Source organism: Nocardioides sp. NPDC092400, from assembly GCF_040684155.1.
In the GTDB taxonomy this organism is placed as follows: domain Bacteria; phylum Actinomycetota; class Actinomycetes; order Propionibacteriales; family Nocardioidaceae; genus Nocardioides.
This window is the reverse complement of the sequence record NZ_JBFBFJ010000001.1, coordinates 931,612-951,102: the sequence shown is the minus strand read 5'-3', so window position 1 is coordinate 951,102 and position 19,491 is coordinate 931,612. Positions and strand designations below refer to the sequence as shown.

At 73.3% G+C, this 19,491-nt stretch carries 16 protein-coding genes; 5 read left to right on the top strand and 11 right to left on the bottom strand.

Going from position 1 to position 19,491, the window contains the following annotated elements:
* Window positions 1-24: 24 nt before the first annotated feature.
* Window positions 25-1,263, top strand: coding sequence for a glycosyltransferase family 4 protein (locus tag AB0N29_RS04690; RefSeq protein ID WP_302270855.1), 1,239 nt, complete (start codon window positions 25-27; stop codon window positions 1,261-1,263).
* 15 nt (window positions 1,264-1,278) lie between these two features.
* On the opposite strand, the gene AB0N29_RS04685 is transcribed toward AB0N29_RS04690, so the two are convergent.
* Together AB0N29_RS04685 and AB0N29_RS04680 are read right to left on the bottom strand one after the other, a co-directional pair.
* Window positions 1,279-1,434 carry a hypothetical protein gene (locus AB0N29_RS04685; RefSeq protein ID WP_302270854.1) on the bottom strand — a complete coding sequence of 52 codons (156 nt, stop codon included), beginning with the start codon at window positions 1,432-1,434 and terminating at the stop codon, window positions 1,279-1,281.
* Between the two features lie 76 nt (window positions 1,435-1,510).
* A complete protein-coding gene (locus tag AB0N29_RS04680; RefSeq protein WP_364864483.1) occupies window positions 1,511-3,196 on the bottom strand; it encodes a hypothetical protein in 1,686 nt (561 codons plus the stop codon).
* 57 nt (window positions 3,197-3,253) lie between these two features.
* Between AB0N29_RS04680 and AB0N29_RS04675 the strand changes: the two genes are divergently transcribed.
* Window positions 3,254-4,501, top strand: a complete 1,248-nt coding sequence (locus AB0N29_RS04675) for an oligosaccharide flippase family protein (protein ID WP_302270852.1) — start codon at window positions 3,254-3,256, stop codon at window positions 4,499-4,501.
* 7 nt (window positions 4,502-4,508) lie between these two features.
* On the opposite strand, the gene AB0N29_RS04670 is transcribed toward AB0N29_RS04675, so the two are convergent.
* The 4 genes from AB0N29_RS04670 to polA form a co-directional block, all read right to left on the bottom strand.
* Window positions 4,509-5,429, bottom strand: coding sequence for a hypothetical protein (locus tag AB0N29_RS04670; protein WP_364864480.1), 921 nt, complete (start codon window positions 5,427-5,429; stop codon window positions 4,509-4,511).
* Window positions 5,429-5,965 (bottom strand): SigE family RNA polymerase sigma factor, encoded by a 537-nt coding sequence (locus AB0N29_RS04665; protein WP_364864478.1) that lies wholly within the window; start codon window positions 5,963-5,965, stop codon window positions 5,429-5,431. Before AB0N29_RS04665 ends, AB0N29_RS04670 begins: the two co-directional genes overlap by 1 nt.
* Window positions 5,966-6,033: 68 nt before the next feature.
* Complete coding sequence (locus AB0N29_RS04660) at window positions 6,034-8,148, bottom strand: SpoIIE family protein phosphatase (protein WP_364864476.1); 2,115 nt, start codon at window positions 8,146-8,148, stop codon at window positions 6,034-6,036.
* A 222-nt stretch (window positions 8,149-8,370) separates the two neighbouring features.
* Window positions 8,371-11,064 (bottom strand): DNA polymerase I, encoded by a 2,694-nt coding sequence (gene polA / locus AB0N29_RS04655; RefSeq protein ID WP_302270848.1) that lies wholly within the window; start codon window positions 11,062-11,064, stop codon window positions 8,371-8,373.
* Between the two features lie 55 nt (window positions 11,065-11,119).
* Here polA and AB0N29_RS04650 point away from each other — a divergent pair, with 55 nt between their 5' ends.
* Window positions 11,120-11,539 carry a hotdog fold thioesterase gene (locus AB0N29_RS04650; protein ID WP_302270846.1) on the top strand — a complete coding sequence of 140 codons (420 nt, stop codon included), beginning with the start codon at window positions 11,120-11,122 and terminating at the stop codon, window positions 11,537-11,539.
* 21 nt (window positions 11,540-11,560) lie between these two features.
* Here AB0N29_RS04650 and AB0N29_RS04645 read toward each other — a convergent pair whose 3' ends face one another.
* A complete protein-coding gene (locus AB0N29_RS04645) occupies window positions 11,561-12,112 on the bottom strand; it encodes a GNAT family N-acetyltransferase (RefSeq protein ID WP_364864473.1) in 552 nt (183 codons plus the stop codon).
* Window positions 12,113-12,263: 151 nt separating this feature from the next.
* Here AB0N29_RS04645 and AB0N29_RS04640 point away from each other — a divergent pair, with 151 nt between their 5' ends.
* Both AB0N29_RS04640 and AB0N29_RS04635 read left to right on the top strand, forming a co-directional pair.
* Window positions 12,264-13,010 carry a DUF554 domain-containing protein gene (locus AB0N29_RS04640; RefSeq protein ID WP_302270843.1) on the top strand — a complete coding sequence of 249 codons (747 nt, stop codon included), beginning with the start codon at window positions 12,264-12,266 and terminating at the stop codon, window positions 13,008-13,010.
* A gap of 194 nt (window positions 13,011-13,204) precedes the next feature.
* Window positions 13,205-14,569 (top strand): ABC transporter substrate-binding protein, encoded by a 1,365-nt coding sequence (locus AB0N29_RS04635; protein WP_302270842.1) that lies wholly within the window; start codon window positions 13,205-13,207, stop codon window positions 14,567-14,569.
* A gap of 401 nt (window positions 14,570-14,970) precedes the next feature.
* Here AB0N29_RS04635 and AB0N29_RS04630 read toward each other — a convergent pair whose 3' ends face one another.
* From AB0N29_RS04630 to AB0N29_RS04615, 4 genes are read right to left on the bottom strand one after another with little or no spacing between them, the layout of a single operon-like run.
* Window positions 14,971-15,759, bottom strand: coding sequence for an ABC transporter ATP-binding protein (locus AB0N29_RS04630; protein ID WP_302270840.1), 789 nt, complete (start codon window positions 15,757-15,759; stop codon window positions 14,971-14,973).
* A complete protein-coding gene (locus AB0N29_RS04625; protein WP_302270839.1) occupies window positions 15,756-16,745 on the bottom strand; it encodes an ABC transporter ATP-binding protein in 990 nt (329 codons plus the stop codon). The genes AB0N29_RS04630 and AB0N29_RS04625 overlap by 4 nt, the downstream gene beginning before the upstream one ends.
* Window positions 16,738-17,949: a branched-chain amino acid ABC transporter permease gene (locus AB0N29_RS04620; protein ID WP_302270838.1), complete on the bottom strand. Its 1,212-nt coding sequence runs from the start codon at window positions 17,947-17,949 to the stop codon at window positions 16,738-16,740. Before AB0N29_RS04620 ends, AB0N29_RS04625 begins: the two co-directional genes overlap by 8 nt.
* A gap of 20 nt (window positions 17,950-17,969) precedes the next feature.
* Window positions 17,970-19,334 carry an SdrD B-like domain-containing protein gene (locus AB0N29_RS04615; RefSeq protein WP_364864468.1) on the bottom strand — a complete coding sequence of 455 codons (1,365 nt, stop codon included), beginning with the start codon at window positions 19,332-19,334 and terminating at the stop codon, window positions 17,970-17,972.
* Between the last annotated feature and the right edge of the window lie 157 nt (window positions 19,335-19,491).

The following is a 19,491-nucleotide window of genomic DNA, read 5'->3' as shown; positions in this document are numbered from 1 at the left end:
TTACCCACTGGTACCTTCCCGCGGGTGGGAGACCGAACAACCGGTGCCGACGGCGCCCTGGAACCGCTGCGGGGCAAGCACGTCGCCTTCCTCAGCTGGCGCGACACCCGCAACCCCGAGGGTGGTGGCGCCGAGCGGTACCTGGAGAAGATGGCCGCCGGACTGGTCGCCCGCGGCGCCCGGGTGACCATCTTCTGCGCGGCGCACGCCGCCGCGCCGCCGGAGGAGGTCGTCGACGGCATCCGCTTCGTCCGGCGTGGCTCGAAGCTCTCGGTCTACCCCGCCGGCATGCGCGCGCTGGCCGGCGGCGAGCTCGCCCGGGGCGGCTCCGGCGAGGTCGACCTCGTCGTCGACGTCCAGAACGGGCTGCCGTTCTTCAGCCGCCTGGTCACCCGCAAGCCGGTCGTCGTGCTCGTCCACCACGTGCACCGCGAGCAGTGGCCGGTCGTCTACAGCGGGCTGACCGCACGCGTCGGGTGGTGGATCGAGCGCAGCCTCGCGCCGTGGCTCTACCGCCGCTGCCAGTACGTCGCGGTCTCCCGGGCCACCCGCGCCGAGCTGCGCCGGCTCGGGGTGCGGGGTCCGCGGGTGGCCGTCGTGCACAACGGCACCGATCCCGTCGTGCCGGTCGACCCCGGCAAGGCACCGACCCCCGTGGTGGCGGTGGTCGGACGCCTCGTGCCCCACAAGCAGGTCGAGCACGCGATCGACGCGGTCCTGGCACTGCGCGCCGAGCACCCGGACCTGCGGCTCCACGTCGTCGGCGACGGCTGGTGGGAGGCCGAGCTCCGCGAGTACGCCGCGAGCCGCGGCGCCGGCGAGGCGGTGGTGTTCGAGGGCCACGTCGACGAGGAGCGCAAGCACGAGGTCTACGAGCGGGCGTGGGTCCTCGCGCTGCCCTCGCTCAAGGAGGGCTGGGGCCTGGTGATCGGCGAGGCCGGCATGCACCGCACGCCCGCGGTGGCCTACCGCTCGGCCGGCGGCACGCAGGAGTCGATCGCGGACCACCGGTCGGGCCTGCTGGTCGAGACCCCCGAGGAGCTGACGGCCGCCATCGGCCTGCTGCTGCGGGACGCCGCGGAGCGCGAGCGGCTGGGGAAGGGCGCGCGGGAGATGAGCCAGGCCTACACCTGGCAGCACGCCCAGCAGTCGTTCGCGCTGGTCGTGCAGGCGGCGCTCAGCGGGACGCTGGTCGACACGCAGGACCCGGAGGTCCCGGAGGAGGTCCTCCCGGCGAGACGCCGGGGGTGGCGGCGCGGGTGACGCGCCGCCGGGGGCTCAGCCCTCGGAGCCGTACTGGATGACCGGCTGGTTGACGTTCGCCGGCGACTCGCCGCTGGGGCTGGTCTGCGACGACACGACACCGACGATGGTGGCCGAGGCGACGATGCCGCCGATGGCCAGGCTGCCGATGGTGCTCAGGATGCTTCCCACGATGAAAACCCCTCCCTAGGTCCGGCCCGAACCGTAACAGCGCCGGCTCGCGAGCGCCGCATTTCCGAGACATCGGTCACGTCGCGGTCCGGTCACGCCGGGTGCGCGGTGCCCGGCGGTGCAGGGCGAGGCACCCCGCGAGCACGGCGCAGGCCCCCCAGAGGCCCCACGCGGCCCCGGCGGCGACCACCCACGAGGTCGGCACCGACCGCTCGACCACGTCGGCGAGGGCGACGACGAGCAGCTCCTCGCTGTCCAGCAGCACCCGGCCGGCGACGTCCGGCGCCTCGCCCGGCGCGAGCCGGTCGACCACCACGAAGCCCACCCCCATCGCGGCGAGCCGCTCCGCCCGCTCGCCCGGCGACGCGGCCGCCAGCGCGGCGGCGGCCCGGCGCACGCGCGGGTCCTCCCCCGCGACCGTGCGGTCCGAGACGACCAGCTCGTCGCTGGCGACCACGTCCCTGGTCAGGTGCCGCCCGAGCGGGTCGAGCACCTTCCGGTCGTGGTTCCACGACGGCTGCCGGTAGCTCGACAGCGGCAGCGCGAGCACGTCCCCGGGCCCGGCGGCGTCCACGGCGTCGCGCGCCGCGGCGTACGACGCGGGGTAGGTGGTCGGCTCCAGCCGCCCGGACAGGCCCAGCGCGGCGTCGGGCAGGAGGGTGACCGGCAGCACCGCGAGCGCGCCGGCCAGCACCAGCCGCGGGGTGGGGTCCGGGACCCGGCGCAGCAGGGCCGCCGCGCCGGAGCCGGCCAGCACGGCCACGAGCGGGGCGCACAGCACGAGGAGCCGGGACCCGTCGCGCACCAGGCCGGCCCCGGGCACGTGCTCGGCGAGCCAGGCGACGACCCCGGGGACCACCCACGTCGCCAGCGCGAGCACCAGCCCGACCGTCCAGCACACCAGCAGCGCGACGGCGTCGCGGCGCTCGGTGCGGGCCAGCCACCCCCGCGCCCCGGCAGCCGCGAGCGCGACGAGCAGGAGCAGGCCGAGCCAGGCCAGGGCGCCGTCCCGGGACGGCAGCACCACCTCGGCGTTCCAGGTACCCCCGAGGGCCAGGGCGGCCAGCGGGGGCGGCAGCACGCCGTCCGGCCCGAGGGCGAAGACGTCGGCCCCCGTGCCGTCGGTGCGGGCGTCGGCGGCGTGCAGCGCGCCGGTCACCAGCCACGGGAGGTTCGCGACGAGCGCGAGCAGCACCACCGGCGCCGTACGTCGCCCGCCGACCGCGACCGCGACCAGCGCGACCGCCGTGGCCAGGCCGGCACTGGCGCTGAGGCAGCCCAGCGGCGCGAGCACCAGCAGCGACGCGGGCACCACGCCGGTCTCGCGCCACCGGCGGCCCGCGACCAGGACCCACGGCAGCACGCCGTACCCCACCAGCACCGGCCAGTGCCCGATGAGCAGCCGCTCGGCGACGTAGGGGTTCCACTGGTAGACAGTCATCGCCACCAGCTGGGCGGGCAGCGGCACCCCCGGCAGCAGCCGGCGCACGCCCAGCCCGCCGGCGACCAGCGCGCCGAGCAGGACGAGCTCCTGCAGCCGCGCGCCGGGGACGACCTCGTCGAGCAGCGCGACCACGGCGTCCGAGGGCACCGCCCGAGGGAGGCCCGAGCCGACGCCCCACACGTCGGGGCGCACCGCGAGGTCCGGCACCCACACCATGTCGTAGGACAGGACGTAGCCCGGCGCGAGCGCGGGCCCGAGGAGGAGCAGCGCCAGCGCGAGCGACCAAGCGCGCGGCACCCACCCTCGCCAGTCGGACACGCGGTGATCCAACCATCCGCCGTCGGGCGCGGCACCGCTCCCCTTAGGCTTCCCCGCGTGTCCGAGACCGCCGGGGGCTTCCGCGCGCTGCTGAGGAGCGGCGCGGCGATCGCGGTCGCGATGGCCGTCATGAACGTCGCGACGTACGGCTACACCGTGCTCGTCGCCCACCTGGTCGGCCCCAGCGACTTCGGCGCCTTCTCCGCGATCATGGGCGTCCTGCTCGTCGTGAACGTGCTGTCCCTGGGCCTGCAGGCCACCGGGGCGCGCCGGATCTCGGCTCAGCCGGAGTCGGTGGTCGCGGTCGAGCGCGTGGTGCTCAAGGTCAGCTACCGCAGCGCGCTCGTGCTGTCCCTGGCGCTGCTGGCGCTGGCGCCCGTGCTCGACGCCGTGCTTCGGCTGGGCAGCCTGCCGACCGCCGCGCTGGTCGCGATCACCGCGGCTCCGCTCACGATCATGGGCGGCCAGGCCGGCGTGCTCCAGGGCGAGCGCCGGTGGGCGCCGCTCGCGCTCGTCTACCTCGCCCAGGGCGTGGGTCGCGTCGCGGCCGGCGTCGGCTTCCTGCTGGTGTGGCGCACCGAGTTCGCCGCCGTCCTCGGCGTGGCGATCGGCGCCTGGCTGCCCGTGCTCATCGGGTACGTCGCGCTGCGGCGGCCGCGCACCGACGCGGGGTCCTCCGACGTGTCGGCGGTCGAGCTGATCCGCGAGGTCGCCGGCAGCAGCCAGGCGCTGCTCGCGTTCTTCGCCCTCTCCAACGCCGACATCCTGCTCGCCCGCGCGGTGCTCGACGACCACACCGCCGGGCTCTACGCCGGCGGGCTGATCCTGGTCAAGGCGATCCTGTTCCTGCCGCAGTTCGTCTCCGTCATCGCCTTTCCCTCGATGGCCACCCGCGGCGCCGACAGCAGCACGCTGGTCAAGGCGCTGCTCGTGGCGCTCGCGCTGGGCCTGTGCGGGATGGGCGGCACCCTGCTGCTGCCGGACCTCGCGCTGGTCTTCGTCGGAGGCTCGGACTTCGAGGAGGTCAAGGACCTGCTCTGGCTCTTCGCGCTGGTCGGCACCCTGCTCTCGATGATCCAGCTGCTGCTCTACTCCGCGCTGGCGCGCCAGCAGTGGCGGGCGATCCTCGCCATCTGGGCGACGCTGGTCGCCCTGCTGTGCAGCGCGCCCTTCGTGCACTCCGTCGACGGCCTGGTCGCGCTCGTCCTGGCGCTCGACGCCGCGCTGTTCGTCGTCCTGGTCACCGTCGCCCTGGTCGGCCGGCCCGCGGCCGCCGACCGCGAGCCGGCCGACGCCACGGCCTAGCGCCGGCCTAGCGCCGGCCCTGCCCGGTCACGAACCACCGCGGGCTGCCGGCGATCGCCAGCGACTGCTGGGGGTCGAGCACGGGCTGGTCGGCCACCAGCTCGCCACTCTTCTCCGCGGAGGTGTTGTAGGAGTCGACGACCACGACGTAGCCGTCGTCGGTGTAGAGCGCGACGAGCAGCTCCTGGTAGGTGTCCGGCATCGCCGCGCCCTGGCTCGGGCGCATCTGGGAGTACCACCCGCCGTCGGTCGGCGTGCACTCGATCGGCGGGAACGAGCGGTAGGCACCGGCACAGGCCTCGCGCGCGGTGGTGGCCGCCTTCCTCTCGGGCTCCTCCTCCCCCGGCCCCGGCAGGGAGGCGACGCCCACGGCCGCGTAGCCGTCCCAGCGCTGCAGCGTCACCGACGCCCCGGCACCGTCGAGGGTGAAGGAGACGAGGCGCCCCTCCCGGGTGCGGTCGGCGCGGTGGGAGACGATCGACGTCGCCGTCTGCTCGACCCGCAGGTCGGCGACGACCCCGTCCGGCGGCAGCAGGTCCCGGGCGACCGCCGCCAGCACGCGCTCGTCGGCGATCCGGCGGTCCGTGGCGACCACCGGCCCACCGGGCACCTCGGTCGCCGACCCCTCGGCGTACGTCGGCTCGGGGTCGGCCGGCCCCGGGCCGACGGTCTCCACCGGTCCGGTGCCGGTGCTCGCGGCCGGGTCGCGCGCCGTCGTACCGCCGTCGCGGTCACCCAGGGCCAGCCCGGACCCGACCACCACGGTGGCCGCCGCGGCGGCGCAGGCGCCGACGGCCAGCCGGCGACCACGTCGTCGCCGGGCGCCCGCGGCGAGGGCGTCGCGCAGGATCCGCTCGCTCGAGCCGCGGTCGAGCGGGTGCTCGTCGGCCTCGCGGCGCAGCAGGTCGGTCAGCTCGGTCTCGGGCATCAGGGGGTCCCTTCGGCGATCAGGTCGGTGAACGGCAGGTCGAGGTGCTCGCGCAGCCGGCGCAGCGCCCGCATCAGCCGCTTGCGGACGGCGCCGCCGGTGAGGCCCAGCAGCCGCGCGACCTCCTCGGTGGAGGCGTCGTCGAGGTAGCGCAGGACGACCACCGCGCGGTCGAGCGGCTCGAGCCGGTCGAGCGCGGCGAGCAGCGTCAGCCGCAGGTCCCCGTCGGTGCCGGCAGGGCGGGCGGCGCGGGCGGCCTGCGCCTCGGGGACCGCCGCCACCGGGCGCTCGTGCGTGCTGCGCCGCCGCTGCTGGCTGATCCAGGTGCGGGTCAGCGTCGTCTGGGCGTACGCCGCCGGGCTGGCGATGGCGCCGCCCCACCGGGCGTAGACCTTGGTGAGCGTCTCCTGCACCAGGTCCTCGGCCCGGTGCCGGTCACCGCAGAGCAGCCACGCCGTCCGGTGCAGCTGGGGCATGCAGGAGCGGGCGAAGGCGGTGAACTCCGCCTCGCGGGCGGCCCTGCTGGCGTCGGGCATGGTCCTCCTCGATGGGTCCTCACCCCATCTGACGCCGCCGGGCCCTCCCGTGTCCCGCGGTCAGCGGCTCAGCCGAGCAGGTGGACCGCCACCAGCACGACGTCGTCGCTGCCCCCGACGTCCTCACGGGGGTCGGCGAGCGCCTCGATGACCTGGTCGGTCCGCACGCCTGGTCCGGCGGCGACCGCCACGCGCAGCCGCTCGAAGCCGACGTCCAGCGGCTCCCCGCGCCGCTCGACCAGGCCGTCGGTGTAGGCCACCACCGTCGTCCCTGGCTCCAGCACCACGCTGACCTCGCCGCGGGTGACGATGTCGAAGCCGAGGATGGGTCCGCGCGCCCGGTCGGGGTCCAGGAGCTCGGCGCGGCCGTCGGGGTGGCGCACGACCAGGGGCGGGTGCCCGGCGCTGGAGACGGTCAGCTGCCACGAGCCGCCCGCGAGCGGCTCGAAGTGCGCGAAGAGCATCGTCGCCAGCGGAGAGGTCACGTTGAGGGCGGGCAGCAGCTCGTCGACGTGCTCCAGGACCGCCGCCGGCATCAGGCGCTGCGAGGTCGCGGTCGCCCGCAGGACCCCCTTGAGCTGGCCCATCGCGGCGGCGGCGTACACGTCGTGCCCGGCCACGTCGCCGACCGCGAGCCCGAAGGGGGTGCGGCCGTCCGGCGCCGCGTCGCCGGTCGGGTCGCCGGCCGGCAGCTCCACGACCTCGTAGAAGTCGCCACCGACCTCCGCCCCGTCGGCGCCGGGCAGGTACCGCGCCTCGATGCCCACACCGGTCAGCTCGGGCAGCTGCGGGAGCAGGCTGCGCTGCAGCGTCTGGGCGATCAGCCGCTGCGCGGCGTAGAGCCGCAGGTTGTCCAGAATCAGGCCCGCTCGGCGGCCGAGGTCGACCGCGACGTCCGCGTCGTCCGCGGTGAACGGCGAGCGGTCGGCGGTGCGGCCCAGCAGCACGAGGTCCCGCACGCCGAGCCGGCCCGGGAGGGCGACGGCGAGGGCGGACCCGACGTCGAGGTCGCCGGCGACCTCCGGCGGGAAGGCGTCCAGCTGTCGGTAGGGCCGGCCGTCGAGGAGCGCGACCACGAGGCCCTGGGGCGGTACGACGTCGGGCACGCGGGCGGCGACCCGGCCCAGCGCCTCCGACCGGTCGGGGTCGCGGTGGACCGCTCGGTGGTCGGTCACCGCGCCGTTCTCGTCGACGTGGACGAACACCGCCATGTCGGCGAGCGCCGGCACGAGCAGCTGCAGCAGCCGCGTCCGCGCCTCGTCGATGTCGAGCTCGCCGCTGAGCGACTCGCTGGCCCCGGCCAGCAGCCGGAGGCGGGCCTGGCTCTCCTCGGCCCGCGTCCGCGCGCGCTGCTCGGCCGCCAGGGCCGCGTCCCGCTGCCGGTCGGACTCGATCCGACCGCTGACGTCGCTCTGCACGCCGACGAAGTGGGTGACGGTGCCGGAGTCGTCGAGGATCGGCGACATCGTCACCTGGTTCCAGAAGGCCAGCCCGTCCTTGCGGTAGTTGAGGAGGGTCGCGGTGACCGCCTCCCCCGCCTCCAAGGCGGTCCGGACCCGGCGGACCTCCGCGCGGTCGGTGTCGGGCCCCTGGAGGAAGCGGCAGTTGCGGCCGACCGCCTCCCCGAACTCGTAGCCAGACGTCGCGGTGAAGGCGGGGTTGACCCAGATCAGTGGCAGGTCGGGGTCGGAGGCGTCGGCCACCGTGAAGGACAGCCCCGTGGCCAGCACCGCCCGGTCGCGCACGCGGGCGTCCTGGTCGGCGAACGCCTCGACCGCAGCGGTCGCGTGCCGCTCGCGCACCGGGAGGAACACCACGAGCGCGTGGTCGTCCAGCATCGGCGCGCCGGTCATGGGCAGGCCCACCACCCACAGCGGCTCGCGGGACGCACCCAGCTCGCTGCGCCGCTCGGCGGACACGCGCTGCCCGGGCACCGGCTCGGAGCGCAGCAGCCGGGTGAGCGGGTGCTCGGAGTCCGACAGCTCGGTCCCCGCCGGGTCGCGGAGCCGCGCCGCGTCGGACCACCGGTCGAGGGCGACCGGCAGCCGCAGCGCCGGGGCGAGCTGCTGGGCCACGTCGTTGGCGTGCACGACGGCACCCCGGGCCAGGTCGACGACCAGCACGGCCGCCGGCGCGTCCCCGATCACCGCGTGCAGGTCGGACGCCGCCTCGGCGCTGCTCATCGTCGATCGCCTCCTGGGGTGGTCATCGGGGTCGGTGCGGCCGGCGGTCCCGCCGGGCCGGGGCGGCCCGCCTCGGGCACGGGGTGGACGAGGCGGGCCGCGCTCCGGCGTCCCCGTCGGGATCTCCCCCGCGGATCTCCCGGTGCGTGGACACCTCTGGTGCTTCGGTGCCGGCGCGCAGGCGGATGGGTGGCCGGTCCCGGGCCGGACCGGGGGCCCGGGTCAGTGCGCGGCCTCGTGCCAGCTGCGGCCGGTGCCCACCGACACGTCGAGCGGCACCGCGAGCTCGGCGGCGCCGGCCATCTCGCGACGCACCAGCTCCTCCAGCGCCTCGCGCTCCCCCTCGGCGACCTCGAGGACGAGCTCGTCGTGGACCTGCAACAGCATCCGCGAGCGCAGCCCGGCCTCGCGGACGGCGCGGTCGACGTTCAGCATCGCGATCTTGATCAGGTCCGCAGCAGAGCCCTGGATGGGGGCGTTCAGCGCCATCCGCTCGGCCATCTCCCGCCGCTGGCGGTTGTCACTGGTCAGGTCGGGCAGGTAGCGCCGACGGCCGTAGATCGTCTCGGTGTAACCGGTGCGCCGGGCCTCGTCGACCACCCCGCCGAGGTAGTCGCGGATCCCGCCGAAGGTCTCGAAGTACTCGTCCATCAGCACCCGGGCCTCGGCGGGCTCGATGGTCAGCTGCTGGCTCAGGCCGTAGGCCGAGAGCCCGTAGGCCAGGCCGTAGTTCATCGCCTTGATCTTCGCGCGCTGCTCGGGCCCCACCTCCTCGGCGGGCACGTCGAAGACCCGGGCGGCGGTCACGGAGTGGAAGTCGTGGCCGGAGCGGAAGGCGTCGATGAGCAGGGCGTCCTCGGAGAGGTGCGCCATGATCCGCATCTCGACCTGGCTGTAGTCGGCCGTCATCAGCGACTCGTGGCCCGGGCCGACGACGAACGCCTCGCGGATCCGGCGGCCCTCCTCGGTGCGGATCGGGATGTTCTGCAGGTTCGGGTCGGTGCTCGAGAGCCGGCCGGTCGCGGCGATGGTCTGGTTGAACGTCGTGTGGATGCGGCCGTCCGGGGCCACCGTCTTGAGCAGCCCCTCGATCGTCTGGCGGAGCCGGGCGACGTCGCGGTGCCGCAGCAGGTGCAGCAGGAACGGGTGCTCGGTCTTGACGTACAGCGCCTGCAGGGCGTCCGCGTCGGTGGTGTAGCCGGTCTTGGTCCGCTTGGTCTTGGGCATGTCGAGCTCGTCGAAGAGCACGACCTGCAGCTGCTTGGGCGACCCGAGGTTGATCTCCTTGCCGATGACCGCGAAGGCGTCCTCGGCCGCGAGCTTCACCTCGCCGGCGAAGTGCCGCTCGAGCTCCTCCAGGTGCTCGATGTCCACCGCGATGCCGGTGCGCTCCATGGTCGCCAGCAGGTCGACGAGCGGCAGCTCGATGTCCTCGAGCAGCCGGGTGCCGCCGCGGTCGGCCAGCTCCTCGTCGAGCGCGGCGGCGAGGTCGAGCACGGCACGGGCGTGCAGCATCTCGACCTCCCCGGCCGTCTCGTCGGTGATGCCGTCGAGGCTCAGCTGGCCGTCGTCGGCGCCGCCGGTGCGCAGCTCGCGCTTGAGGTAGCGGACGGTGAGGTCGGCGAGGTCGTAGGAGCGCTGGTCGGGCCGGGCGAGGTACGCCGAGAGCGCGGTGTCGCGGGTGAGGCCGGCCAGCGGCATGCCCCACGCGTCGAGCGCGAGGATCGGACCCTTCGCGTCGTGGAGGACCTTGCGCCGGGCAGGGTCGGCCAGCCAGGAGCGCAGCGCCTCCTCGTCGGCGGGGTCCATCGTCTCGGCGGTGACGTACGCCGCCGCCCCCTCGACCGTGGCCAGCGCCAGCGCGTCGACGTCCCCCGTCCCGGCGCCCCAGCGGCCGGCGACGTGCACGCCGACGCGGTCCTCGCCGGAGGCGTGCTCGGCCAGCCAGGCGGCGAGCTCGCCGGCGCCCAGCCGGCTCATCGCCACGTCGAAGCCGGAGTCGTCGATCTCCTCCTCCGAGCTCAGCGTCTCGAAGAGCCGGTCGCGCAGGACGCGGAACTCCAGCCCGTCGAAGAGGGTGTGGACCTCCTGCCGGTCCCACGGCCGGATGAGGAGGTCCTGCGGGCCGAGCTCGAGGTCGAGGTCGCGCACGAGCGCGTTGAGGCGGCGGTTGCGGATCACATCGCCGAGGTGCGCGCGCAGCGACTCCCCCTTCTTGCCGGTGATCTTGTCGGCGTGGGTGATGACGTTGTCGAGGCCGTCGTAGGTGTTGATCCACTTGGCCGCGAAGCCGACGCCCACACCGGGCACGCCCGGGAGGTTGTCGGAGGTCTCCCCCACGATCGCGGCGATCTCGGGGTAGCGGTACGGCGGCACGCCGTACTTCGCCTCGACCGCGTCGGGGGTCATCCGGGCCAGGTCCGAGACGCCCCGCATCGGGTAGAGCACGGTGGAGCGGTCGGTGACCAGCTGCAGCGCGTCGCGGTCGCCGGTGAGGATCAGCACCTCCATCCCCGCGTCGAGCGCCTGGGTGGTCAGCGTCGCGATGATGTCGTCGGCCTCGTACCCGTCCTTCTTCAGGAACGGGACCCGCAGGGCGCCGAGGACTTCCTCGATCAGCGGCAGCTGGCTGCCGAACTCCGAGGGCGTCTTGGCCCGCTTGGCCTTGTACTCGGAGTACTCCTCCATGCGGAAGGTCTGGCGGGAGACGTCGAAGGCGACGCCGAGGTGGGTCGGCTGCTCGTCGCGCAGCACGTTGATGAGCATCGAGGTGAAGCCGTACACCGCATTGGTGTGCTGCCCCGTGGTCGTGGAGAAGTTCTCCACCGGCAGCGCGAAGAACGCCCGGTAGGCCAGGGAGTGGCCGTCGAGCAGGAGCAGTCGCGGGGTCACGGCATCGGTCGCGGCGTCGGGCACCCGTCGACTCTATCCGCCGTCGCCGACAGTCCCGGGGTCGGCAAGAATGCCCGGCATGGACGTCGAGGAGTACATCGCCGCCATGCCGCAGGGCATGGGCACGCTGAACGAGAAGATGGGCATCGAGCTGCTCGAGGCATCCCCGGACCGGGTGGTCGCGACCATGCCGGTCGAGGGCAACCAGCAGCCCTACGGCCTCCTCCACGGCGGCGCCTCGGTCGTGCTCGCCGAGACCCTCGGCTCGATCGGCTCGGCGCTGCACGCGCACCCCGACCGCGTCTCGGTCGGCGTCGACATCAACGCCACCCACCACCGCTCGGCGACATCGGGGACCGTCACCGGGACCGCGACGCCGATCCACCTCGGCCGCACGTCGGCGTCCTACGAGGTCGTGGTCACCGACGAGCGCGGGAAGCGGGTGTGCACGTCCCGGATCACCTGCGCGCTGGTGCCCAAGGAGCGGGTCGGGTTCTGAGGGCCGGCCGGGCCCGGGGGGTCAGCCCGCGGCCTGGGCGCGGCGCTGCGAGCGCCGGGCGGCCAGCACCTGGGTGAGCTGGCGGCCGCCGCGCTCGTGCGCGGGCCGCAGCGCGGTCAGCCGGGCGCGCAGGGCGTGCGTGGTGGCCACCCGCAGGACCGCCTGCGGACCGAGCCCGAGCCGGGCCATGAAGCGGTTGGCGTCCCGCGACCCGGAGGTCGCCGCCGTCGCGACGTGGCCGACGCCCTGCTCCTCGGCGAAGGTGACGGCCGCCTCCATCAGCGCCCGGCCGACGCCGTGGCGGCGGTACTGCGGCAGCACGTGCGGCGAGAGCGCCTGCACGGTGAGGTCGAGGTTGATCGGGCTCAGCGTGGTCACGCGCAGGAGGACGGCCCCGGCGGGGTGGCCGTCGAACTCCGCCACCACGATGCGCTGCTCGGGCGACTCGGCCGCGGCCTTGATGATCAGCTCGAGGTCGGCGACGTGCTCGCTCCGGTCGGCCCTGCGCATCGCGTCCGCCCACACGTCGGCCAGGAGCGGCGCGTCCGTGAGCTCGGCGCACCTCAACGTCACCACTGAGCGGTGCATGGTGCCCCTGCCTTCCCCCGGCCCTCACGGGCCACTGACGGAACCAACCGGTCGGCGTCCGGTCCCCGAGGACCCGACCTGCTCGGGCGAGACTACGCTCCCACCGCCGTCTTGTCAGACCCGTGTGAGGAGAACCGTGGTCCCCGGAGTCGGAACGCTGGTCAACGTGCTCGCCGTGCTCGCCGGTGGCCTCCTGGGGCTGCTCCTGGGCAACCGGCTCCCCGTCCGCACGCGCGAGGTGGTCACCGACGCCCTCGGGCTGGTCACCCTGCTCATCGCCGGCACCTCGGCGATGGCCGTCCTCGACGTCGAGCTCTCCGACGTGGTCGGGGACAGCGCCCCGATGCTGATCGTCCTCGGCGCCCTTCTGGTCGGCGGGATCACCGGCTCGCTGCTCGGTCTCGAGCAGCGGGTCGAGCGGCTCGGCGGGTGGCTGCAGCGCGTGCTGGCCGGCGACCGCGGGTCGGCGGAGAAGCAGCGCTTCGTCGAGGGCTTCGTGATCTCCTCCCTCATCTTCTGCACCGGTCCCCTCACGATCCTGGGGTCGCTCAACGACGGCCTCGGGAACGGCGCGGACCAGCTGTTCCTCAAGTCCGCGCTCGACGGGTTCGCGGCCATCGCGTTCGCCGCGTCGTTCGGGTGGGGAGTGCTCGCCGCGTCCCTCACGGTCGTCGTCGTGCAGGGGTCACTGACCCTGCTCGGCGTCGGCCTCGGCGGCGTGCTCCCCGACGCCCACCTGGCGGCGGTCACGGCGACCGGCGGGCTGCTGCTCGTCGGCGTCGCGCTCCGGCTGCTGCGGGTCCGCGAGGTCCCGGTCGCCGACCTGCTCCCGGCCCTGGTCGTGGCACCGCTCCTGGTCCAGCTCGTCGCCCTCGCCCGGTGACGCGCGGGACGGCTCGTCCGCCGGATCCCGGCCGCCGCGCCGCCCGGCGTCGTTGACGTAACGGTTTGGTGACGAGAGGGTGCCGTTCGCCACACCGCCTCTCCACCAGTCCTACGGTGACGGAGCCATGACCGGCCTTCCCGGGGGTCGGGAACCTGCGGTTAGTGCACCAACCTGACAGAAAGGTTCACCACGTGAATCGCTCCACCACCACCGCCTCCTGGGTGAAGCTGATGGCCGGTACCGCCGTGCTGTCCCTCGCCCTGGCTGCGTGCGGCTCCGAGGACGAGGGTTCCCCGGAGGCCGGCGACAGCCCGTCCGCCTCCACCTCGGAGTCCTCGGACACCGCCGCGCCGACCGGCGAGTTCACCAACGACAAGTGCGGCAACGGCACCACCAGCGCCGACACGTACAAGGTGGGCGGCATCCTGCCGCTGACCGGCAACCTGGCCTACCTCGGCCCGCCGGAGATCGCGGGTGTCGGCCTGGCCGTCTCCGAGATCAACGCCGCCGGCGGCGTGAACGGCGCGGACGCCTGCCACCAGGTGCTCGACTCCGGTGACACCACCGACCTCGCGGTCAGCACCGCCTCCGCCGACCGCCTGGTGAACGCCAAGCCGTCGCTGGTCGTCGGCGCCGCCTCCTCCAGCGTCTCGCTGAACGTGGTCGACACCTTCACCGACGCCAAGATCGTCCAGGTCTCCCCCGCGAACACCGCGGTCGACCTGTCCGGCTACTCGCCGTACTACTTCCGCACCGCCCCGCCGGACGGCATCCAGGGCTCGGCGCTCGGCACCCTGATCTCCAGCGACGGCTACTCGCGCGTCGGCTTCCTGGTCTTCAGCGACACCTACGGCACCGGCCTGCGCAACGCGGTCCAGTCGACCGTCGAGGCCTCCGGCGGCGAGTGCACCTACGGCTGCAAGGGTGACGGCAACGAGTTCCCCGCCGGCCAGACGACGTTCTCCTCCGACGTCAGCGCGGTGCTCGCCACCAACCCCGACGCGATCGTCATCCTCGCGTTCGACGAGACCAAGGCGATCGTGCCCGAGCTCGTCTCGCAGGGCTGGGACATGTCGAAGACGTACCTGACCGACGGCAACACCGCGGACTACTCCAAGGACTTCCCGAAGGGGACCATGGAGGGTGCCCAGGGCACCATCCCCGGCGCCGACGCCTCGGACGACTTCAAGCAGCTCCTGCAGGGCTGGAACCAGCAGGTCAACGGCAAGGAGCTCACGGACTACGCCTACGCGGCCGAGTCCTACGACGCCACCATCCTGGGCGCCCTCGCGGCGGTCAAGGGCGGCGCCACCGACCCGACCACCATCCAGGAGAACTACGCGGCCGTCTCCGGCGGGACCGACGGCGAGGAGTGCTCCTCCTTCGCCGACTGCGTCGCCCTCCTCGAGGACGGCTCGGAGATCCGCTACACCGGCCCGTCGGGCATCGGCCCGATCGACGACGAGAACGACCCGTCCTCGGCGTTCGTCGGCATCTACACCTACGACGGCGACAACAAGAACGTGTTCGCCTCCACCGTCGAGGGCACCAAGTGACCGAGTGACCACCTGGTCGCACGGTGACGAGGTCGGCTGACCTGATCGGCTGGCCACCCGCACCACCCAGCACCACGGCGAGGCCCCGGACCGGATCGGTCCGGGGCCTCGCTGCGTCCCGGGTCCGGGCGTCCCACGACGGGCCGTCCAGGCGGCACCGTCCGATCGCTCCACCGCCGTTCCCCCGCCGACGCTTGCCACCTGGTGGCTCCGGCAGGGCGGGTAGCGCGCCTCGTGCTCGCCCGCGGCCAGCGCCGATCGCGCCCGGCAGGCGCAGCGTCGGGGCCCCGGCCCGCGGCGGGGGGCGGCAGCACCGGCAGCAGGAACAGGAACGACGGGAACGACGAAGCCGCCCACCCGCGTCGCGGGTGGGCGGCTTCGTCGTACGCCGTGGTGAGGGCTCAGGCGCCGGTCTGGCGCTCCTCGTCGACGTCCTTGGCGAGGGTGCCGAGGTAGAGCTCGATGACCTTGGGGTCGTTGGCGAGCTCGCGGCCGGTGCCGGTGTAGGCGTCCCGGCCCTGGTCGAGCACGTAGCCGCGGTCGCAGATCTGCAGGCAGCGGCGGGCGTTCTGCTCGACCATCACGACGCAGACGCCGGTCTTGTTGATCTGGCGGGTGCGGATGAAGGTCTCGTCCTGGCGCACCGGGGAGAGACCCGCGGAGGGCTCGTCGAGCAGCAGCACCTTGGGCTCCATCATCAGCGCGCGCGCCATGGCGAGCGACTGGCGCTCACCGCCGGAGAGCGCGCCGGCGCTGCGGTCCCGCCGCTCGTGCAGCGTCGGGAAGAGGTCCCACATCGCGCCGAGGCGCTCCTGCAGCTTCTTGGGCCGCAGGAAGAGACCCATCCGCAGGTTCTCCTCGATGGTGAGCGAGGGGAACACGTTGTTGGTCTGCGGGACGAACCCGACGCCCATCTGCACCAGGCGGTTGGCGCGCGAGTTGGTGATGTCCTCGCCGTGCAGCGTGACGCTGCCGGAGTGGATCTTCACCAGCCCGAACATCGCCTTGAGCAGCGTGGACTTGCCGGCGCCGTTGGGACCGATGATCCCGATCATCTCGCCGGGGTGGGCCACCAGGCTGCACCCGTTGAGGATGTTGACGCCGGGGAGGTAGCCGGCGACGAGGTCCGTGGCCTCGATGACCGGCTGGGCGGATCCCGCGGCCGGCGAGGTGGTCTGCGTCTGGGTCACGACTTGTCTCCCTCGTGGTCCTGCTTCTCGTGCGCGGCCTCGTCGGCGCGCACCTCGGCCTCGATCTCCTGCAGGGCGTCCTCGGTCAGCAGGTCGTCGTCTCCGAGGTCGGTGTCGTGGTGTGCGCCGAGGTAGGCGTCGATGACGGCCTGGTTCGACATCACCGTGTCGGCCGGGCCCTCCGCGACGACCCGACCCTCGGCCATGACGACCACCCAGTCGGAGATGTGGCGGACGACGTGCATGTCGTGCTCGACGAACAGCACGGTCATCCCCTCGTCGCGCAGCGCCTGGATGTGGCCGAGCAGCGACTGGGTCAGCGCCGGGTTCACACCGGCCATCGGCTCGTCGAGCATGATCATCTTCGGGTCGCTCATCAGCGCCCGCGCCATCTCGAGCAGCTTGCGCTGGCCGCCGGAGAGGCTGCCCGCGTAGTCGTCCTTCTTCTCGAGCAGCTTGAAGCGGGCGAGCAGCTCCTTGGCCTTCTCCTCGACCGCCCGCTCCTGGCCGCGCCACAGCGGCTTGAAGACGGACTTGAGGAGGTTCTCCCCGGCCTGGCCTTGGGCGCCCAGCATCATGTTGTCCATCACCGTCATCCGGTTGAGGGACTTGGTGAGCTGGAAGGTGCGGACCATGCCGGCCTTCGCGACGCTCGACGCGGACGTCTTGTCCAGGGCGCGGCCGTCGAACTCCCAGTGCGCGCCGTTGCCGGCCGAGCTCGGCTTGTCGAAGCCGGTGATCAGGTTGAAGAACGTCGTCTTGCCGGCACCGTTGGGGCCGATCAGCGCGGTGATGACACCGCGCTGGACCTCGAGGTGCTCGACGTCGACGGCGGTGATGCCGCCGAACCGGCGCTCGATCTTGTCGACCTTGAGGATCGGGTCGACCTTGGCCGAGCCGGGCTCGGGCGCGACGCCCGACATCAGCTCGCGGCGGGCGGCCGGGTCGGCCAGGTGCGACGTACCGCTTACGGTGGTCTCAGACATTGAACCGGAGCTCCCTCTTGTCGCCCAGGATTCCCTGCGGTCGGAAGATCACGAGCAGGACCAGCGCCACACCGACCACGATGAACGAGAACTGCTCGGTCTGCTGGCTGCTCATGATGCTGTCGGGCACGTAGGCGCGCGCCGACTCACGGATGAGGATGCGCGCGGAGAAGAACAGCACGGTGCCGAGCACCGGGCCGAGGATCGTCGCCGCGCCGCCCAGGAGCAGGGCGGTGTAGGCGAAGAACGTGATCTGGCGGCCGAGGGCGTCGGGCTGCACGGTCGAGGCGAGGACGTAGACCATGCCGCCGAGGGCGCCGAAGAGGCCACCGATGACGAGCGACTGCATCTTCACCGCGAACACGTTGCGGCCGAGGCTGCGCATGGCGTCCTCGTCCTCACGAACGCCCCGCAGGAGGCGGCCCCAGGGGCTGCGCACCAGCAGGAAGACGATCAGCGTGCTGAGCGCCACGAGGGACCACGCCACGGCGCGGACCCACCAGCCGTTGACGCCCGAGCGGCCGTAGGTGACCGGCATCGCGAAGAACACGGCGTACAGCGCGACGACCACGAGCAGCGCGACCAGCAGCTTGCCGGGCAGGCCGTTGAGCCCCTTGCGCGGCACCTCGGAGGTCGGGTCGTCGGCACGCTTGGTGCGCCGGACGAGGACGACGATCGCGACCACGCAGGCGAGGAAGACCAGGCCGCCGAGGGCCCGGACCCAGCCGGCGCCGTCGGCGACGTCGGTGTAGTTGAACGGCGCCAGCGTGAAGCTGCCGTCGCCGAAGAACGACAGGTTGACGAAGGCCGGCTGGTAGGTGCGGCCCTGGATGCCCTGCGCGCCACCGGTGAGGTCCTTGAGGTTCGCCAGGCGTCCGACGAACCGGATGATCTCCGCTGCGGAGATCGTCACGATCGCGAGGTAGTCACCGCGCAGCTGCAGGGTCGGGATGCCCAGCACGAGCGCGAAGACGAAGGCCAGACCGAGGCCGATGAGCACGGCGATCGGCAGCGGTATGTCGTGGACCAGCGAGATGGCGAAGCCGTAGGCACCGAGCAGCATGAAGCCGGACTGGCCGAAGTTCAGCAGGCCGGTGTAGCCGAAGTGCAGGTTCAGGCCGATGACCGCGATGGCGACGGCGGCGGTGCCCGGGCTGATCATCTCGCGGATGACGGCGCCGAGGATTTCGAGGATGGTGTCCATGGATTGAGTCCCTCTCCCTCTCAGCCGACCCGCTCGGCGCGGCCGAGGATGCCCTGGGGCCTCACCAGCAGCAGCACGATCAGGATGCCGAGGGCAACGGCGTACTTGAGGTCACCGGGCGCGCCCAGCGGTCCGGCCAGCTCCACGACGAGCCCGATGATGATCGAGCCGACGAAGGCGCCGAAGGCCGTGCCGAGGCCGCCCAGGGTGACCGCGGCGAACAGCAGCAGCAGGATCTGCATGCCGGTGTCCCAACGGATGCCGTTGCTGATGACCAGGGCGTAGAGCACGCCGGCGAGGCCGGCGAGACCGGCCGCGGCCGTCCAGACGAGGCGGATGATCTTGTCCACGTCGATGCCGGACGCCGCCGCGAGCGCGGGGTTGTCGGACACCGCGCGGGTCGCCTGGCCGACGCGGGTGCGCACGAGGACGAACCCGACGGCCGCGATCGCGACGATCGCGACGCCCATGGCGAGGAAGGAGAGGTTGGTCAGCGTCACCGGGCCGAAGGTGGTGGTGCCGAAGTCCTCGACCACGACCTTCTGCAGCGAGGCGCCGACGAAGTACTGGTAGGCGTACTGCGCGGCCAGCGCGAGACCGATCGTGACGATCATCAGCTGGGTCAGGCCCAGCCCGCGGCGGCGCAGCGGCTGCCAGAGGAGGCGGTCCTGGAGGTATCCCGAGCCCGCGCAGACGAGCGTCGTGACCACGATCCCCAGCCACAGGTTCATGCCGGCGAGGTTGACCAGGCCGTAGGCGACCATGCCGCCCAGCGTCACCTGCTCGGCGTGGGCGAAGTTGGACAGGCCGGTGGTGCCGTAGATGAGCGAGAGGCCGAGGGACGCCAGCGCCAGCAGGAGGCCGAGGCGAAGGCCGTTGACGACCGACTGGGCGATCTGGTCGGTGAAGGACTCACCGCCCGCGTCGTAGTCCTCGTCGCGGACCTCGACGATCGGGGAGACCGACATGCCGACCTTCGCCGCGACCTTCACCGAGCCGTCCGGCCCGGCGATGGCGGCGCGCGGCGGGAGCTGCTCGAGGCCGTCGGGGAGGGTGTCCTCGTCGAGGACGACGAAGTAGTCACCCGACTCGGTCACCGAGAAGCTGAACTTGCCGTCCTCCGCGGTGGTGACCGTCTCGAGGTCGGTGCCCTGCGCGTCACGCAGGACGACGTCGACGCCGGCGACGGGTTCGGCCCGGGACCCGACGGTGCCGCTGATGCAGCCCGTCTCGTCCGGCTTGGGCAAGCACAGGGTCGCTGCGCTCGCGCTCGAGCCGCCGACCAGCAGGAGCAGCGGGACCAGCAGGCCCAGCAGCACGGCGGCGACCAGACCCTTCCCCACCGCCCTCGCACCGGTCGTGCGGACGTGGTGACGAGACTTCAAACCGGTCCTCCTCATCAAGGCACCCGGCGGGTACCGCCCGGAGAGTCTAGGGGGACCGAACGTGGTCTGGGGCACATCGGGGCAGGCACGCCTCGGCTTTACCGGACCGTGATCTTGCGGTGACCTGCGGCGACGCGGGGCGGGGCCCCGGTCGGGG

Excerpts from the sequence above, each read along its gene's own strand:
- AB0N29_RS04670 (WP_364864480.1), bottom strand. The coding sequence starts at position 5,429 with ATGCCCGAGACCGAGCTGACCGACCTGCTGCGCCGCGAGGCCGACGAG.
- AB0N29_RS04665 (WP_364864478.1), bottom strand. The coding sequence starts at position 5,965 with ATGCCCGACGCCAGCAGGGCCGCCCGCGAGGCGGAGTTCACCGCCTTC.
- AB0N29_RS04660 (WP_364864476.1), bottom strand. The coding sequence starts at position 8,148 with ATGAGCAGCGCCGAGGCGGCGTCCGACCTGCACGCGGTGATCGGGGAC.
- AB0N29_RS04650 (WP_302270846.1), top strand. The coding sequence starts at position 11,120 with ATGGACGTCGAGGAGTACATCGCCGCCATGCCGCAGGGCATGGGCACG.
- AB0N29_RS04625 (WP_302270839.1), bottom strand. The coding sequence starts at position 16,745 with ATGTCTGAGACCACCGTAAGCGGTACGTCGCACCTGGCCGACCCGGCC.
- AB0N29_RS04620 (WP_302270838.1), bottom strand. The coding sequence starts at position 17,949 with ATGGACACCATCCTCGAAATCCTCGGCGCCGTCATCCGCGAGATGATC.